This window comes from Aquibium carbonis, assembly GCF_003970795.1.
Classification (GTDB): domain Bacteria; phylum Pseudomonadota; class Alphaproteobacteria; order Rhizobiales; family Rhizobiaceae; genus Aquibium; species Aquibium carbonis.
Map to the genome: position 1 here is coordinate 41,183 of NZ_RWKW01000048.1, position 17,396 is coordinate 58,578.

Genomic DNA, 17,396 nt, shown 5'->3' on the forward strand with positions numbered 1-17,396 from the left:
GGCTAGTGCTACACCCGCCGTCTCAATGGTCACGGTCGCACGAACAGGACGCGAGGCTTCCCGCTGATGCGCAGATATTCCGTTTTCGCCATCGCCCGTGAGGCGCTTCGTGGCCATACCGGCTGGGAAGAACAATGGTCGTCGCCAGAACCCCGTGCGGAGTACGACGTCATTATCGTCGGCGCCGGTGGCCATGGGCTCGCGACCGCCTACTATCTCGCAAAAGTGCACGGCATCACCAACGTGGCTGTTCTTGAGAAAGGCTGGCTTGGCGGAGGAAACACCGGGCGTAACACCACCATCATCCGCTCAAACTATCTCTATGACGAATCCGCGGGCATATACGAGCATGCCGTGAAGCTGTGGGAAGGGCTCTCGCAGGAAATCAACTACAACGTCATGTACTCTCCGCGCGGCGTGATGATGCTAGCCCACAACGTACATGACGTGCAGGTTTTGAAGCGCCATATCCACGCCAACCGGCTGAACGGCATCGACAACGAGTGGCTGACGCCGGAGGAGGCGAAGGAATTCTGCCCGCCGCTCAATATCTCGAAGGACGCGCGCTACCCGGTCGTGGGTGCGGCGTTGCAGAGACGGGGCGGAACCGCGCGCCATGATGCGGTTGCGTGGGGCTATGCGCGCGGCGCCTCGGCGCGCGGCGTCCACATCATCCAGAACTGCGAGGTAACGGCGATCAACCGCGGCCCGGACGGCGCGGTGACGGGCGTCGAGACGAGCCGCGGTTCGATCCGGGCGAAGAAGGTGGGCGTGGTGGCCGCCGGGCATACCTCCGTGCTGATGGCGATGGCCGGCGTGCGCATGCCGCTGGAGAGCTATCCGCTCCAGGCGCTGGTGTCGGAGCCGGTGAAGCCCTGCTTCCCCTGCGTGGTGATGTCGAACACCGTGCATGCGTACATCTCGCAGTCCGACAAGGGCGAACTGGTGATCGGCGCCGGCACCGACCAGTACACCTCCTATTCGCAGACCGGCGGGCTGCACATCATCAACCACACGCTAGACGCCATCTGCGAGATGTTCCCGGTGTTCACCCGAATGAAGATGCTGCGCTCTTGGGGTGGGATCGTCGATGTCACTCCGGACCGCTCGCCGATCCTTGCCAAGACGCCGGTGAAGGGGCTTTACGTCAATTGTGGCTGGGGCACAGGCGGCTTCAAGGCGACGCCCGGTTCGGGCAACGTCTTCGCGCATACCATTGCGCGCGACGAGCCGCACCCGATCAACGCGCCGTTTACTTTGGAGCGTTTCCGCACCGGACGGCTGATCGACGAAGCGGCGGCAGCGGCCGTGGCGCACTGACGTAATGCTGATGGCAAACGCCATGTTAGCCTTTGCGAATTCCGAAGAGCGGACAAGACCATGCTCCTGATCCACTGTCCATACTGCGGCGAGGAACGGCCCGAACTTGAGTTCCGCCACGCGGGCGAAGCCCATATCGCGCGTTCCAAGGCCATAACCGAGACGAGCGACGAGGATTTCGAGGCATTCCTCTACCTGCGTGCCAACACCAAGGGTCTCGTCTACGAGCGCTGGCGACATTTGCATGGCTGCGGGCGCTTCTTCAACGCCGTTCGCGATTCGGTGACCGATCGGTTTTTCATCACCTACAAGGCGGGCCAGCCGAAGCCCGATCCCTCCCGATTTGCCAAGGCGGTGGCGGCGGTCGAGCCGATTGCCATCGAGGCAGCGGTGGTGGTGTCGGAGCCACGGCTGCAGCCCGCTGCACCGGCTAAAGCGCCCCGCAAGGTTGCGGCAGCACCCGAAGTGGGGGGCGAGCCTGCGGGCCTGATGGCCCCGGACATCATGCGCAATCGCGCGAAGGCTAAGGGTGCGCCAGAGGCGGCGCTGGCGGCGGAAGCGAAGCCGAAGCGCAAGTCTCCAGCTAAGGCGAAGCCGGTCGATGCGACCAAGGCGTCTCCCCGCAAGGCACGAAAGCCGGTCGAGCCTGGCATCGCGGAGTCGGAGGCCGCTTCTGAAGCGCCCTCAAAACGCATCCGCAGAGTTCCAGTGAAGAAGGGTGATGCCTGATGGCCGAGTCGCATCGCATTGCAGGCGCAGGCCGGCTCATCGGCGCAAGGCCGCTGCATTTCACCTTCGACGGCGAACCTCATACCGGCCTCGAGGGTGACACGCTAGCTTCTGCGCTGCTCGCCAATGGCGTCCACCTGGTTGGGCGCTCGTTCAAGTATCATCGTCCGCGAGGCATCCTGTCGGCGGGGGCGGAGGAGCCGAACGCGCTGGTGGGCATTCACCGCGACGAAGCGCGCAGGACGCCCAACGTCCGCGCCACCGTACAGGAGGTCTATGACGGATTGTCAGCAGTCTCGCAGAACCGCTGGCCTTCTCTCGCCTTCGACGTGGGCGCGATCAACAACCTTGCCTCGCCGTTCTTCTCGGCAGGCTTCTACTATAAGACTTTCATGTGGCCCAAGGCTGCCTGGGCCAAGCTCTACGAGCCGAACATCCGTTCCGCTGCGGGACTTGGTGTCGCGCCTCACAAACCGGACCCGGATCACTATTCATCGCGTTTTGCCCATTGCGACGTACTCGTCGTTGGCGGAGGAGCTGCTGGCCTTGCCGCCGCGCTATCGGCGGCCGAGAACGGCGCACGCGTCATCCTGTGCGACGAGCAGGCAAACTTTGGCGGCGCCATGCGCTACGAGAGTGGCGCGCGCATCGATGGGCTAGAGGGCTGGCACTGGACTCAGGACACTGCTCGACGGCTTTCGGAAATGGACGGCGTAACGCTGCTCACCCGCACCACAGCGTTCGGGTATTACGCGCAAAATTTCGTCGGCCTTGTCGAGCGCGTGAGCGAACATCTCGCCGCGCCTGGCGACCAGCCACGTGAGCGGCTGTGGCAGGTGCGCGCCAAGCGCGTCGTACTTGCTACCGGATCGATCGAACGGCACATGGTCTTTGCCGACAACGACCGGCCCGGCATCATGCTAGCTTCGGCTGCCCGCACCTATCTGAATCACTATGGTGTGGGAGTTGGCCGCGCAGTTGGCGTCTACACCGCCAACGAATCCGCCTATCGAGCGGCAATCGATTTGAAAAACGCCGGCGTCGACCTGCGCGTGATTGTCGACCTGCGCGACAATCCCGCCGGCGCCGTCATCGACGAGGCAAAGGGGCTCGGCATCGAAATACTGCCCGGTCGTGCGGTGACGGCGGTTGGAGGTTCGCTGCGGGTAAGGTCAATCACCGTTCAGCCGAAGACCGGCGAAGGTACAGGGCGCCAGATTGCGGTCGATGCGCTTTTGATGTCGGCCGGCTGGACGCCTAGTGTGCATCTTTTCTCGCAGTCACGCGGCAAGGTCGCCTTCGAGGCCGGCACGCAGCGGTTCGTGCCGGGCACCTATGCACAGGACTGCGTCAGCGTCGGTTCGTGCAACGGCACCGACGATCTCGCCGCTGCTATCCGCGAGGCCTTGGCCGCGGGAGAGCGCGCAGCGAAGGCGGCTGGGCGGTCCGGCACCGCGCGTCTGGCAGTTAAGGTCGAGGCCAGCGAGAGTTGGTCGGCCGGCATGGTTGGCACCGGACCCGGTGCCGGCAAGGACACGAAGGTGAAAGCTTTCGTGGACTTCCAGAACGACGTGACCGCCAAGGACATTCGCCAGGCAGTGAGGGAGGGCATGCGCTCGATCGAGCACGTCAAGCGCTTCACCACCAACGGCATGGCGACCGATCAGGGTAAGACATCGAACCTGCATGGCCTGGCGATCGCAGCCGAGATGCTGGGCAAGGACATTCCTGAAGTCGGGCTGACCACCTTCCGGGCTCCCTATACGCCGGTAACCTACGGCGCGATCGTAAACCATGCGCGTGGCAAGCTGTTCGACCCGACACGCACGACGCCGATACATGGCTGGGAGGAGCGGCATGGCGCGGTGTTCGAGGATGTGGGGCAATGGAAGCGGGCGCGGTACTATCCGCAGGCCGGGGAGGACATGCATGCCGCGGTGAACCGCGAGTGCCACACGGTGCGCCAGGCCGCCGGCCTGTTCGATGCTTCGACGCTCGGCAAGATCGAGGTGGCTGGCCCGGATGCCGCAACCTTCATGGAACTGCTCTACACCAATCAGTGGCAGAAGCTGGAACCCGGTCGCTGCCGCTATGGCATCATGCTGCGCGAGGATGGCTTCATTTACGACGACGGCGTGGTGGGACGGCTCGCGCATGACCGTTTCCACGTCACGACGACGACCGGCGGCGCTGCGCGGGTACTAAACCACATGGAAGACTATTTGCAGACCGAGTTTCCGGACCTGTCGGTCTGGCTCACGTCGGTATCCGAGCAATGGGCGGTGATAGCGGTTCAGGGGCCGAAATCACGCGAAATCATTGCGCCGCTGGTGGATGGGATCGACATTTCGGATGCCGAAATGCCGCACATGTCGGTGCGCGAGGGTAGGATCTGTGGCGTGCCGACGCGCCTCTTCCGCATGTCGTTTACCGGGGAACGAGGATTCGAGGTTAACGTACCAGCCGACTATGGCGAGGCGGTCTGGGAAGCGCTGTGGGCTGAGGGCCAAAAGCACTGCGCCTGCGCTTATGGAACGGAGGCCATGCACGTGCTGCGTGCCGAGAAGGGCTACATCATCGTCGGTCAGGACACGGACGGTACGGTGACGCCCAGCGACGCCGGGCTCGACTGGGCGGTCGGTAAGAAAAAGACCGATTTCGTTGGCATCCGCGGACTCAAGCGCACCGACCTCGTTGCGCCCGGCCGCCGGCAACTCGTTGGGCTGAGGACGAAGGATCCGAAGACCGTGCTGGAGGAGGGTGCGCAGATCGTCGCCGACCCGAAGCAGGCGGTGCCGATGAAGATGATCGGCCACGTCACGTCGGCCTACTGGTCCGAGAACTGCGGACGTTCGATCGCGCTCGCCGTGATCGAAGATGGCCGCGACCGGATGGGCCAAACGCTCCATGTTCCAATGCCTTCCACGACGATTGAGGTCGAGGTTTGTGATGCAGTCTTTTTCGACCAGAACGGAGAGAGGCTACATGGCTGACATCGCTCTCGCCGAACGCAGGCAGAAACAGGGCGGGCGCAAGGCAGCTGCGGGCAATGTGACGCTGACCGCCGCGTCGCCCGCTTCGCGCCTGGCTCTGCGGGCACCCGAACCATCGCTCGGCCCGCTGTCGCGCGCGCTTGGCATGACATTGCCGACCACTGCGAAAACATCGGCCACATCCGCAAACCGTCGACGACATTCGCTGTGGCTTGGCCCAGACGAATGGCTGGTTATAGACGAGAACGGTGCCGACCTTGTTGCCGAATGCGCGACGTCGAACTCACTTTGCTCGGCGGTCGACGTTTCGCATCGGAACGTGGCGATCCTCGTCGATGGCGTTGGCGCGGCGGCCTGCATCAATGCTGGGTGTCCTCAGGATCTCTCTCTCGAAACTTTTCCTGCTGGCGGTTGCTCACGTACCGTGCTCGGCAAGATCGAGGTGGTCCTGTTCAGGACGGCCGAGACGGCGTTTCGAGTCGAGGTCTGGCGTTCTTTTTCCGACTACGCTTGGGACTTCCTCGAGGACGCGGCGCGGGATTCTTGAGGCCGGCCGGCGGTCGTGACAAACTTCGTATCGGTACTAACCGGTTCTTCATAGACGGTCACTAATATGCCTCCTCGGTCGAGGAGGTTGCCGTGCGGGGGACGTTGAAGGACTTGTCACCACGCGGGCGGCGGAAACTTTTCCGCTGGACGTTCTTTGGCACGGTCGGCTGCATTCTTTTTGCACAGGCCGCCAACTGGCTCATGTTCCGCGAAATCGGGCAACCGGCTCTGGGTCGTGCAATCTTCAGCGGCACCATTATTCCGATCCTGCTCGCAGGCCCCCTGTTCTTCTACCTGACTCTGAAACTGCGCGAACTGGCCATCGCCAACCACAAACTCGTGGATGCCGCCACTATCGACTATCTGACCCGTTGTCTCAATCGCGGGGCGTTCACCGCCTATGTAGAGGCATCTTTAGCGGCAGCCAGAGCATCCGAGGACAACAGCAGCGGTGGGGCCCTTCTTGTAATCGATGCGGATCAGTTCAAACGGATCAATGATCGTTTCGGCCATGGCAGTGGCGACGAGGCGCTGCGCCTCGTCGCCACTGCCATTCGTGGAGCGGTCGGCGAGAAGTCCGTGGTAGGGCGACTTGGTGGCGAGGAGTTCGCGGTTTTCATCGACGGACACTGCGACGCTCTGCCGATCGCCCAGAGAGTTTGCAAAGCAGTAGAATCTGTTCGGTTTACGCCTCAGGGAACGCCTTGGCCGTTGACGGTGAGCGTTGGCGGCATGTCATTCGCAGAGCCCGCGCCGTTCAGCGAGATCTACCGGGTTGCAGACGAAATGCTCTACGAAGCGAAGCGGTCCGGCCGAAACAAGGTCGCCATGGCGCCGCCCGAAACCCTCATTAACCCTGCAATGTCCTCCGTCCGGGATCAGACCGCTACAGCGGCCTAACAGGCAAGTGCCGTCGCAGAGCGATTATAGCGCCAAGATCCCGCCGTCGATCGCCAGCGCGTGGCCGTTCATGAAGGAGTTCTTCGGGTCAGCGGCAAACAAGATGGCCTCGACTATTTCGTCGACCTCCGCCACCCGCTTCATCGGTACGCCACGCGTCAGTTCACTGAGCGCCTCGCTTTCGCCTTTCCCGGAAAACCTCACGAATTCGTCGACCATCGCGGTGCGTGAGAAGGACGGGCAGACTGCGTTGACCCGAATGTCGCGAGTGGCGTATTCCGCTGCGGCTGAGCGGGTGAGCCCGACGACTCCGTGTTTGGCGGCCGAATAGACGGACAGTTTGGGTGCGCCGGCCAGCCCCGCCACAGAGGCAATGTTGACGATCGTGCCGCCCCTGCCGTTCGCCTTGTACTGGTTCTCCATGCAAGCGAGTTGATGCTTCATGGCAAAGAATACGCCGAGCAGATCGATATCGAGGATCCGTCGCGCCTCTTCGGCGGATAGTTGCGCCAGCTTGACGAAGCTCTGGGCGATACCGGCATTGTTGACGGCAATGTCGAGCCGGCCGAAACGCTTGACCGCGAGCGCGACGAGGTTCTGCGACAGGCTCTCATCAGAGATGTCTCCCGCCAAGACCGCCAAATCGGCGGACAGGTCGCTTGCGAGGCGGCCGAGCAGTTCCTGGTCCATATCGGACAGCACGAGGCGTGCGCCTTCCGTCGCCATTCGCTCCGCGGTGCGCCTGCCGAAGCCGCCGCACGCTCCGGTGATGACGACGACCTGGTCCGTAAACCGACCCATGAATCACTCCCCCGTGTCGATGCGCCGGACGGCGAGTCCGGCCAACAGTTCCACCGCCTCGCCATAGGTACGCGCCTTCTCCGGGTTGGACGCGTTTCCGTCCAGAGCGCGCTTGTAGACGCCCTGGCAGATGGCCGCGAGGCGGAAGAAAGAGAAGGCGAGATAGAACGTCCAATTGTCGATGCGGTCGATGCCGCGGCGGCGGCAATAAGCGGCGACGTATTCCTCTTCCGTCGGCAGGCCAGTCGCCTTGCGGTCGATGCTGCCAAGGCCGCGAAAGCCCGAGGCATGCGGCAGGCGCCACTGCATGCACTGGTAGGCGAGGTCGGAATAGGGATGACCAAGCGTCGACAGTTCCCAGTCGAGCACGGCGATCACCTTCGGCTCGTCCCTGGCGAAAATCATGTTGTCGAGGCGGTAGTCGCCGTGGACCAGGCTGACGATCCCGTCGTCCGGCGGCTGGTTGGTCTGCAACCAGGACATCAGCGTTTCCATATCCGGCACGGTGCCTGTCTCCGAGGCACGGTATTGCCCGCCCCAGCGGGCGATCTGGCGCTCGAAATAGCTGCCCGGCCGGCCGAAATCGGAGAGCCCGACGGCACCGATGTCGATGGCGTGGAGTGCTGCCAGCGTCTCGTTCATGGCGTCATACATGGCGCCGCGCTCGGCCGGATCAGACACCTCCTGCAACGCTGGGTCCCACAGGATACGCCCGTCAACAAAGGCCATGACGTAGAACATGCGGCCGATCGGTGAGTCCTCGCCCGACAGGTGCAGCACCTCGGGAACCGGGAAGCCTGCCGCGCCGAGCGCCTTGATGACGCGGAACTCTCGGTCGACCTGGTGCGCCGATTTGAGCAGCTGACCGGGCGGCTTGGCGCGCAGGACGTAGATGCCGCTTTCGGCGGTCAGCCGGTAGGTCGGATTCGATTGCCCGGCCTTGAATTTCTCGACCGCGCGAAGGCCTCGGAAACCCGGTACGTTCGCCTCGAGATAGGGGCCGAGTGTGGCAGCATCGATCGAGTTGGAATCGCTCATGACGTCTCCTCCTGGCGCGGAAGCTGGGTCAGCGTGAGCCAACGCGCGGTGAGCGCCGGCTTCTTCGACCCCTCGATCTCGATAGTCACGTCGTGCGCGACTTCGATCCAACCGGATGGGCGAATGTTCGCCTTGACCAGCACGAAGCGGGCGCGCACGCGGGCGCCGGACCTGACCGGCGCCTTGAAGCGAACCTCGTCGAAGCCGTAGTTAATGCCAACGGTCGCGCCCTCAAGTGGCGGAATGGTCTCATAGGCCAGGGTCGAGAGCAGCGAAAGTGACAGAAAGCCATGGGCGATCGTGCCGCCGAACGATGTCTCCCGCATCGCGCGTTCAGGGTCGACATGGATGAACTGGTGATCGTCGGTCGCGTCGGCGAAGCGGTCGATCATCGTCTGGCTGACGCTGCGCCAAGGCGATACGCCTATTTCCGTGCCGACCGCCGCCAGAAGGTCGTCTGTGGTGATCGGCTCTCTGAAATATTCCATTTCGATGATGTCAATCCAGATCCTTGAACAGCGACATGCCATGCTGCACGGATTGTCCGCCATCAAGGGGCAATATGGCTCCTGTGACGTAACTGCCGGCCCGGCTGCACAGATATAGCGTTGCACCGGCAATGTCATCGGGTTGGCCGATGCGACCGATCGGAACCCTTCTGCCTACCTTGGCCGCCTTCTCGTCGGTGTCGGTGGCAAACGCTGTCATTCGGCTCTGGAATGGCCCAGGCGCGAACGCGTTGACGGTAATGTGTCGCCCTGCGAGTTCGCCTGCGAGAGTCTTCGTCAGATGATGAACCGCAGCCTTCGAAGCCGTGTAGGAATAAGCTCCGTCGGCAATCGGCTGGGTACCCATTACCGACCCGAGATTGATGATCCGGGCAGGATCGGCGCGGCTACCAGCGGCATCAAGTAACGGCAGCAGGTCGCGGGTCAAATGAAACAGGCCAGTAACATTGACGTCGAGGACGCGCGACCAAGCTTTGTAGGGGAATTTATCGAGCGCCTCACCCCATGAAAGCCCAGCATTGTTGATCAATATGTCCAGTTTGGTGGTCCGCGCCTTCACTTCGGCCGCCAGCGCGGTGACGCCCGCCTCGCTGGAGACGTCGCCGGCAAATCCGTCGGCCTTGCCGCCGCCCAGCGCGTTCAACTCCGCCGCGATCTTTTCGCACTCGGCTCCACGGCGCGACGCGATCATCACGTTCGCACCGCCGCGAACAAGCGCTTCGGCCGCCATGAGGCCGATGCCGCTCGCCGCGCCGGTGATGAGCGCAGTCTTTCCAGCCACTGAGAATAGATCCTCGATGTAAGTCATAATCCCTCCCGGTCCGCGACTTTTTTTGGCGCCGCGTTGACAACATACCGGGTAGTATGTTCAACATCGCCCTGTCAGTAAAGAGCCCCGTACGATGAAAGCTGGAAAAACCGGCAGGGCTGGACGATGGGAGGTTTCAAGGCGTATGGCGCTGGGCGTCAGGGAGCATGTTGCCGACAGTTCGCGCATCGACATTCTGCGCGCGGCGGCTTGCTGTTTCATGGAGCGCGGCTATACCGCGACGTCGATCGACGATGTCGCCCGCAGGATCGGCGCCACCAAGGGGCGCATCTATCATCATTTTCCGTCCAAGGCCGACCTCTTTGCAGAAGTGTTTCGACACGGCATGGACATCAATTTCGAGGCACTGGCACCGTTCCAAGGGATGGCGGGTCCGGCCTTGGTGCGCTGGCGACGTATGGCCAAGACCCATGTATTGCAGATGATCGATACGAAGCCTTTCCAGCGCGCGGTCTGGATCGGGGTCGAGATGCACCTGCGGGGGGCGACCACTCCGGAGCAGAGGTCTGTCTTCAATGAACTCATCGACTATCGCGACAGGTATGGCGCGCAGTTTCGCGATACGCTGATCCAGTGTCGCGACGAGGGGGTTTTCCGCTTCGAGAATCCGAGCATCGCTGGCCAGTTGATGTTCATGACGCTGAATTCGCCGATTTTCTGGTACTCGCCGCGAACCGGCGAAACACGATCGGATATCGAAGCCATCGCCGATCAGGTCGTCGACTATGCCCAAGGCGGACTGTGCAAGGAACAAGGGACGCAGACATGACTGACATGAATCTTGGGATGACCGACCGCCTGAAGCCGATCCACGAGAAGGTGGCCCGGATGGTGCGCGAAGAAATTATCCCGCTCGACGAAGAATTTCTCGCCGAGATTGGTAAGGCCGGTGACCGCTTCGTCTACACACAGAAACAGTCGGACATACTTGAAGGCCTGAAGGCAAAGGCGCGGGAGCGCGGCCTCTGGAATTTCTGGCTGACCGACTCAGAGCGCGGCTTCGGTCTCTCAACTGTTGAATATGCCTATCTCGCCGAAGAAATGGGTAAATCGCATCTCGCGGCCGAGGTCTTCAACTGCTCGGCGCCGGACACTGGCAATATGGAAGTGTTCGAGCGCTACGGGACGCAGGCGCAGAAGGACAGGTGGCTCTCCCAGCTGCTGGAAGGCAAGATCCGCTCGGCCTTCCTGATGACCGAGCCGGACGTTGCCTCGTCGGACGCCACCAACATCTCCATGTCCTGCGTGCGCGATGGCGACCACTACGTGATGACCGGCGAGAAGTGGTGGTCGTCCGGTGCCGGCGATCCGCGCTGCAAGATCTACATCGTGATGGTGAAGACCGGTGGCGAGGACGATCCCAAGCACCGCCGCCACTCGATGGTGCTGGTGCCGGCGGGCACGCCGGGCGTGACCATGCTGCGCGCCATGGAGGTCTATGGCGACGACGACGCACCACATGGCCACATGCATATCCGCTTCGAGAACGTGCGCGTGCCGGTCGAGAATCTTCTGCTGAAGGAGGGGGCCGGCTTTGAGATCGCACAGGGTCGTCTCGGGCCTGGCCGTATCCACCATTGCATGCGCGCCATCGGCCAGGCGGAGCGGGCGCTGGAACTGATGTGCCAGCGCGCCATGCGCCGCGAAGCCTTCGGCCAACCGCTTGCCAAGCTCGGCGCCAATTACGACATCATCGCCAACTGCCGCATGGAAATCGAGATGGCGCGGTTGCTTTGCCTGAAAGCAGCCTGGATGATGGACCAGGGCGATCCGAAGGCGGCTGCTCCCTGGATTAGCCAGATCAAGGTCGTGGCGCCGCAGGTCGCGCTCAAGGTCACTGACGAAGCGGTGCAGATGTTCGGCGCGCAAGGCATCAGCCAGGACACGCCGCTGGCGCGCAGCTGGACGCATCTGCGCACGCTGCGCTTCGCCGACGGTCCCGACGCCGTGCACCGCCGCCAGGTGGCACGGCAGGAACTGAAGAAGTACACGCAGGAAAAGGTGTGACGGCATGAAAGCGATCGTTGCCCGCGACTACGGGCCGCTCGACAACCTCGTCTATGCCGACTGGCCCGAGCCGGAGGCCAAGGGGCGCTCCGTCGTCATCCAGGCGGAGGCGATCGGGGTGAATTTCCCCGACGGACTGCTGGTTCAGGGCCTCTACCAGATGAAGCCGCCGGTGCCCTTCGTGCCGGGTATGGAAGTGGCCGGCAGGGTGGTCGCTGTCGGCGAGGAGGTTCGCTCGGTCAAGGTCGGCGATCGTGTCGCCGCGCTCGGCAATCTCGGCGGCTATGCCGAGAGGGTCGCCGCGCCGGAAGGCAGTGTCCTGCCGCTTCCCGACGGCGTGACGGCTTCCGACGCCTGCGCGCTGCTCTGCGGCTACGGCACATCCCACTACGCGCTCAAGCAGCGAGGCCAGATCAAGCCGGGCGAGACGCTGTGCGTGCTCGGCGCGGGCGGGCTCACGGGCACGGCCGCCATCCAGATCGGCAAGGCGATGGGCGCGCGCGTCATCGGCGTCGCCTCCTCGGAGGAAAAGCGCGCGATCGCGACCGAGGCCGGCGCGGACATCGTGCTCGGCTACGACAACCTGAAGGACGCGCTCAAGGAAGCGACGGGTGGCAAGGGTGTCGACGTCGGGTATGATCCGGTCGGCGGCGAGAGTTTCGATGCCCTGTCGCGGTCGATGGGCTGGGGCGGGCGCCTGCTCGTCATCGGCTTCGCGTCGGGCACGATCCCGAAGTTCCCGGTCAACCTCGCCTTGGTAAAGGGCTTCAGCGTCGTGGGCGTCTTCTGGGGCGATTTCACCCGCCGCGAGCCGGCGGTCTATGCCGACAACATGCGCGAACTGATCGGCTGGTACACGGCCGGCAAGGTCAAACCGGTGATCGAAGGCGAGTATCCGCTTTCGGATGCCGCCGCCGTGCTGACGCGGGTGCTCAACCGCGGATCGGCCGGCAAGATCATCCTGAAGCCATGAAGGAAACGCCAGCCTTGACCATTCCAGACAAGATGAAGGCATTGCTTCTGGTCGACGACGGCTACTCGACCGAAAGGTCGGACGCCCGGCTCGATTCCATGGCGGCCTACGTGCATCTCGGCGAGATCGACGTGCCGAAACCGGGGCCTTCGCAGGTTCTGCTGAAAGTCAGCCTCGCCTCGATCAACCCGTCCGACGTCATGTTCGTGAAGGGGCTCTACGGCCAGCCGCGCCACCGGGGCCAGCCGGCAGGCTTCGAGGGCGTCGGGATCGTGGCGGCGGCGGGCGACAGCCCGGAGGCGCAGCGGCTCGTGGGCCAGCGCGTCGCCTTCGCCACGGGGCTTTCCAACTGGGGCTCCTGGGCCGAGTACGCGATTGCCGAAGCCGCCGTCTGCATCCCTGTCATCGACAGCGTCAAAGACGCCGACGCGGCGGCCATGATCGTCAATCCGCTTACCGCGCTCGCCATGTTCGGCATCGTCAGGGAGGAAGGCGAGAAGGCCTTCTTGTTGACGGCCGGAGCAAGCCAGCTCTGCAAGCTGATGATGGGCGTGGCGCGCGACGAGGGTTATCGCCCCATTGCGATCGTGCGGCGCGACGACCAGATCGAGATGCTGAAGCAGGCGGGCGCCGCGCACGTGCTCAACGAGACCGCGCCGGATTTTTCCCAGAAGCTGCAGGAGGTGATGCGGGCCGAGCAGCCGCGCATTTTCCTCGATGCCGTCACGGGGCCGCTCGCCGGCCAGATCTTCAACGCCATGCCAAAGGGCGCGCGCTGGATCGTCTACGGCCGGCTTGACACCGCCACGACGCCGATCCCGGAGCCGGGTCAACTGATCTTCATGCGCAAACGCATCGAGGGCTTCTGGCTCACCGAGTGGATGCGCAAGTCCTCGCTGGAGACGAAGATCGCCACCATTCGGGAAGCGCAGATGCGCTTTGCCGACGGTCGCTGGGCGACCGACATCAATGCCGTCGTGCCGCTGGAGGATGCGATCGCGATGGTTCCGGCCGAACATGCCAAGCCGAACGGGAAGGTGTTCATAAGGCCATAGCCATGTTGGGCGGGGTTTGCTTGCGGGAACGGCGACCTCGTCTGTAGAGTGGAGGAAAGCGCGGCATCAGACCGCGCAACTGCGGGAGGAGAACGTCTTGGACGTTTTGCAGTTATTCGTCAGCGGACTGGCCAATGGATGCGTCTATGGCCTGATCGCGCTGGGCTTCGTGCTCATCTACAAGGCCACGGAGGCGGTTAACTTCGCCCAGGGCGATTTCATGATGTTGGGCGCCTTCATCACGCTCGGCCTGACCAACGACCAGTTCTGGGGGTTGCCCTTCTGGGTCTCGGTGCCTATCGCCATCGCGTGCATGGGCGCCTTCGGATACTTGCTCGACATGCTCGTGCTGCGGCGCATGTTCGGCCAGAGCCAGGTCGCCGTCGTCATCCTGACCATCGCGCTGGGCTTCGTGCTGCGCTTCGTGGCCGGCGTCATCTGGGGGCACCAACCGGTGTCGCTGGAATCGCCGATCGCCGGCAAGGATGTGCGCTTCGGCGGGCTCGTGCTGGGACTCGACGAGGTGACGATCATCATCGTCACCGTCATCCTCACGGTCCTGCTCTACTTCTACTTCAACCGCACCAAGCTCGGCGTGGCCATGCAGGCCGCCTCGCAGAACCAGCTTGCCGCCTACTACATGGGCATCCCGGTCAAGCGCATCCATTCGCTGATCTGGGCGCTGGCGGGCGCGGTCGCGGCGGTCGCCGGCATCTTGTTCGCCTCCAAGGGCTCCATCGACCCGTCGATCGGCCTGCTCGGCATCAAGGCCTTCGCGGCGGCCGTCATCGGCGGCTTCGGTTCGCTGCCCGGCGCGCTGCTCGGCGGCATCATTGTGGGGCTGATCGAGCCCTTCGCGTCCTACTACATCGCGGCCGGCTATTCGCAGATCATGCCCTACCTGCTGCTCTTCCTGATCCTCGTGTTCAGGCCGCATGGCATCCTCGCCCAGGTTCACAGGAAGAAGGTCTGAGATCATGCGGACAGTCTTCAAGACCTCCTACGACGCCGACATCAACTACTTCCGCCACGGCGCGCAGGCGACGTGGTACATGCTGCTCCTGGCGATTGCGCTGATCCTGCCTTTCCTGATGGGCACGTTCTGGATCGGCGAGATGACCAACATGCTGATCTGGGCCATTGCCGGCATGGGGCTGATGATCCTCGTCGGCCAGACCGGCCAGGCGAGCCTCGGCCACGCCGCTTTCCTGGCGATCGGATGCTACGCCAACGTGCTGCTGCAACTTAAGCTGGGCCTGCCCTTCCTCCTGTCGTTTCCGCTCGCCGGCGTCATCGCCGGCCTTGCCGGTGCGTTGATCGCGATGCCGATGACCAAGCTGCACGGCATCTATCTCGCCATCGGCACGTTGGCGATCTCGATCCTCACGGACGATTTGATCGTCATCGCGGAACCCCTAACCAACGGCGTGGTAGGGCTTTTCGCCCCGACGATCGACATCCTGGGCCTGCAGTTCGACCGCTACGCGACGCCGGACAGGTTCTACTGGATGGTGCTTTTCGTGGCGGTGGCGGTCGTGCTCGTCTATCGCAACATCCTGCGCTCGCCGCTCGGCCGCGCCTTCGCGGCGGTGCGCGATTCGGAGGTCTCGGCGCAGGCGATGGGCGTCAACGTCGCCCGCACCAAGGCCTTGTCCTTCGGCATCTCCACCGCGATCACGGGCCTGGCCGGCGCGCTGATGGGGCATTTCGCCGGCATCTTCAACAACGAGACCTTCAACATCATCATCTCGATCCAGCTTCTGTTGATGATCGTCATCGGCGGGCTGGGGTCAATCCACGGCGCCTTCTTCGGGGCGATCGTGGTGGCGCTGCTGCCGCAGGCCATCGCGATTTCGCGCGACCTGATTTCCGGCTTCGTCGGGGGCGGCACGGTGGCCATCCCCGGGCTGGAATCGGCGATCTTCGGCGCCATGCTGATCGGCTTCATCCTGTTCGAGCCGATGGGCATCTACGGCCGCTGGCTCAAGATCCGCACCTATTTCGAACTGTTCCCCTTCTACAGGAAGGATATGTTCCGCCGCCAGAAGAGCTACCTGAAGACGGAGCGCATGCGATGAGCCTGCTCGAAATCGATAATGTCACGCTTCGCTTCGGCGGCGTCGTGGCCGTCAACCAAGTGTCCTTCTCGGTGGAGGAGGGCGAGGTTTTCGCGCTCGTCGGCCCGAACGGCGCGGGCAAGTCGACGGTGTTCAACCTGATCAGCCGCATCTACGAGCCGGTCGAGGGCGACATCCGCTTCGACGGCGATAGCCTGCTCAGGCATCCGCCGCACGACATCGCCAAGCTCGGCATCGCTCGCACCTTCCAGAACATCGAACTGTTCGAGCAGGCCACCGTCCTGCAGAACCTGCTGGTGGGCCGTCATCGTCACCGCAAATCGAACTTCATCTCCGAACTCCTGTTCACGCCTTCCGTCCGGGAAGGGGAGCGCCGGCATCGCGCGGCGGTGGAAAAGGTCATCGATTTCCTCGACCTCCAAGCCTACCGCGACAAGTACATCGCCGGCTTGCCCTACGGCGTTCGCAAGGTGGTGGAGATGGGCCGCGCGCTGGCGATCGAGCCGCGCCTGCTGCTGCTTGACGAGCCGGCCTCCGGCCTCTCGGTCGAGGAGACGCAGGACGTGGCCTTCTGGATCGAGGACATCAAGAAGCAGATGGGCGTAACCGTGCTGATGGTCGAGCACGACATGCATCTCGTGTCGGCGGTTTCCGACCGGGTGCTGGCGCTGGCCGACGGCAAGGTGCTGTCGCTCGGCACGGCGCAGGAAGTTCAGAACGACCCGAAGGTCATCGAGGCCTATATCGGCGGCTCCGACGAGCCGGAAAGGGAGGTGGCCTGATGAGCGCGATCGCCGAAACAGCCGTCCACCCGACCGCCGCGCCCGAAAAAGCGGTGGTGCTCTCGGTGCGCAACCTCGAAAGCTACTACGGCCCGATCATGGCCATTCGCGGTTGCAGTCTCGAAGTGCGCGAGGGGCAGATCGTCACCGTGCTCGGTGCCAACGGCGCAGGCAAGACGACGCTGATGAAAACCATCTCCGGCGTGATGGACCCCGAGAAGGGTCAGATCATGTACGGCGGCGAAAACATTGCCGGCGCTGCTCCCGACAAGGTCGTGCGCATGGGCATCGTCCACGTGCCGGAAGGCCGCGAGGTCTTTCCGCTGCTGACGGTGGAGGAGAACCTGCGCATGGGCGCCTTCGTGCGCAACGACGCCGACGGCGTGCGCAAGGACGAGGAGATGGTGTTCTCCTACTTCCCGATCCTGGCCGAGCGGCGACGGCAGGCCGCCGGCACGCTGTCGGGTGGCCAGCAGCAGATGCTGGCGATCGGGCGCGGCCTGATGGCGCGGCCGAAGCTGATGCTGCTCGACGAGCCCAGCCTCGGCCTCTCGCCGCTGCTGGTAAAGGAGATCTTCCAGATCATCCGCCGGCTCAACCGCGAACAGGGCGTGACCATGATGCTGGTGGAGCAGAACGCCAAGGTGGCGCTCGAGGTCGCCGACTACGGCTACGTGATGGAACTCGGCCGCATCGTCATGGCTGACGACGCCAAACGGCTGCTGCAATCGAAGGATATCCAAGAGTTCTACTTGGGTGTCCAGTCGGAAGAATCGCAGCGCGGCCAAAAGCGCTGGAAACAGAAGAAGACCTGGCGGTAGCAGACGCGGGGA

The 17,396-nt window shown here is 63.4% G+C and carries 16 protein-coding genes and 1 pseudogene; 13 read left to right on the plus strand and 4 right to left on the minus strand.

From position 1 onward, the window contains the following. The first annotated feature begins 66 nt into the window (after positions 1 to 66). From EJC49_RS13800 to EJC49_RS13820, 5 genes and pseudogenes are all read left to right on the plus strand, one after another. The gene (locus EJC49_RS13800; protein ID WP_126700520.1) at positions 67 to 1,320 is read left to right on the plus strand and encodes a sarcosine oxidase subunit beta; all 1,254 of its coding nucleotides are present in this window, start codon (positions 67 to 69) and stop codon (positions 1,318 to 1,320) included. A 60-nt stretch (positions 1,321 to 1,380) separates the two neighbouring features. Next, positions 1,381 to 1,650 (plus strand): annotated as a pseudogene (locus tag EJC49_RS26085) (sarcosine oxidase subunit delta); the annotation flags it as partial. Positions 1,651 to 2,048: 398 nt separating this feature from the next. After that, a complete protein-coding gene (locus tag EJC49_RS13810; RefSeq protein WP_126700522.1) occupies positions 2,049 to 5,042 on the plus strand; it encodes a sarcosine oxidase subunit alpha in 2,994 nt (997 codons plus the stop codon). Further along, complete coding sequence (locus EJC49_RS13815; RefSeq protein WP_126700523.1) at positions 5,035 to 5,589, plus strand: sarcosine oxidase subunit gamma; 555 nt, start codon at positions 5,035 to 5,037, stop codon at positions 5,587 to 5,589. The genes EJC49_RS13810 and EJC49_RS13815 overlap by 8 nt, the downstream gene beginning before the upstream one ends. Before the next feature lie 92 nt (positions 5,590 to 5,681). Further along, positions 5,682 to 6,491 carry a GGDEF domain-containing protein gene (locus EJC49_RS13820; RefSeq protein ID WP_126700524.1) on the plus strand — a complete coding sequence of 270 codons (810 nt, stop codon included), beginning with the start codon at positions 5,682 to 5,684 and terminating at the stop codon, positions 6,489 to 6,491. A gap of 24 nt (positions 6,492 to 6,515) precedes the next feature. On the opposite strand, the gene EJC49_RS13825 is transcribed toward EJC49_RS13820, so the two are convergent. The 4 genes from EJC49_RS13825 to EJC49_RS13840 are packed head-to-tail and all read right to left on the minus strand — an operon-like array spanning position 6,516 to position 9,647. After that, complete coding sequence (locus EJC49_RS13825; RefSeq protein WP_126700525.1) at positions 6,516 to 7,292, minus strand: SDR family NAD(P)-dependent oxidoreductase; 777 nt, start codon at positions 7,290 to 7,292, stop codon at positions 6,516 to 6,518. A gap of 3 nt (positions 7,293 to 7,295) precedes the next feature. Further along, a complete protein-coding gene (locus EJC49_RS13830) occupies positions 7,296 to 8,330 on the minus strand; it encodes a phosphotransferase family protein (RefSeq protein WP_126700526.1) in 1,035 nt (344 codons plus the stop codon). After that, positions 8,327 to 8,818 carry a MaoC family dehydratase gene (locus EJC49_RS13835; protein WP_126700558.1) on the minus strand — a complete coding sequence of 164 codons (492 nt, stop codon included), beginning with the start codon at positions 8,816 to 8,818 and terminating at the stop codon, positions 8,327 to 8,329. Before EJC49_RS13835 ends, EJC49_RS13830 begins: the two co-directional genes overlap by 4 nt. Positions 8,819 to 8,828: 10 nt before the next feature. Next, positions 8,829 to 9,647: an SDR family oxidoreductase gene (locus EJC49_RS13840; protein WP_126700527.1), complete on the minus strand. Its 819-nt coding sequence runs from the start codon at positions 9,645 to 9,647 to the stop codon at positions 8,829 to 8,831. A 145-nt stretch (positions 9,648 to 9,792) separates the two neighbouring features. Here EJC49_RS13840 and EJC49_RS13845 point away from each other — a divergent pair, with 145 nt between their 5' ends. The 8 genes from EJC49_RS13845 to EJC49_RS13880 all read left to right on the plus strand — a co-directional run bounded on the left by EJC49_RS13845 (position 9,793) and on the right by EJC49_RS13880 (position 17,384). Further along, complete coding sequence (locus EJC49_RS13845; protein WP_170314711.1) at positions 9,793 to 10,437, plus strand: TetR/AcrR family transcriptional regulator; 645 nt, start codon at positions 9,793 to 9,795, stop codon at positions 10,435 to 10,437. Continuing rightward, positions 10,434 to 11,675 (plus strand): acyl-CoA dehydrogenase family protein, encoded by a 1,242-nt coding sequence (locus EJC49_RS13850; RefSeq protein WP_126700529.1) that lies wholly within the window; start codon positions 10,434 to 10,436, stop codon positions 11,673 to 11,675. Before EJC49_RS13845 ends, EJC49_RS13850 begins: the two co-directional genes overlap by 4 nt. Positions 11,676 to 11,679: 4 nt before the next feature. Beyond that, a complete protein-coding gene (locus EJC49_RS13855; RefSeq protein WP_126700530.1) occupies positions 11,680 to 12,648 on the plus strand; it encodes an NADPH:quinone oxidoreductase family protein in 969 nt (322 codons plus the stop codon). 14 nt (positions 12,649 to 12,662) lie between these two features. Continuing rightward, positions 12,663 to 13,703, plus strand: coding sequence for a zinc-binding dehydrogenase (locus tag EJC49_RS13860; protein ID WP_126700531.1), 1,041 nt, complete (start codon positions 12,663 to 12,665; stop codon positions 13,701 to 13,703). Positions 13,704 to 13,800: 97 nt separating this feature from the next. Then, a complete protein-coding gene (locus tag EJC49_RS13865) occupies positions 13,801 to 14,676 on the plus strand; it encodes a branched-chain amino acid ABC transporter permease (RefSeq protein WP_126700532.1) in 876 nt (291 codons plus the stop codon). Between the two features lie 4 nt (positions 14,677 to 14,680). Then, positions 14,681 to 15,781 carry a branched-chain amino acid ABC transporter permease gene (locus EJC49_RS13870; protein ID WP_126700533.1) on the plus strand — a complete coding sequence of 367 codons (1,101 nt, stop codon included), beginning with the start codon at positions 14,681 to 14,683 and terminating at the stop codon, positions 15,779 to 15,781. Next, complete coding sequence (locus EJC49_RS13875) at positions 15,778 to 16,563, plus strand: ABC transporter ATP-binding protein (protein WP_126700534.1); 786 nt, start codon at positions 15,778 to 15,780, stop codon at positions 16,561 to 16,563. The genes EJC49_RS13870 and EJC49_RS13875 overlap by 4 nt, the downstream gene beginning before the upstream one ends. Continuing rightward, on the plus strand, positions 16,563 to 17,384 hold the full coding sequence (locus EJC49_RS13880; protein WP_126700535.1) for an ABC transporter ATP-binding protein: 822 nt from the start codon (positions 16,563 to 16,565) through the stop codon (positions 17,382 to 17,384). Before EJC49_RS13875 ends, EJC49_RS13880 begins: the two co-directional genes overlap by 1 nt. Positions 17,385 to 17,396 lie beyond the last annotated feature (12 nt).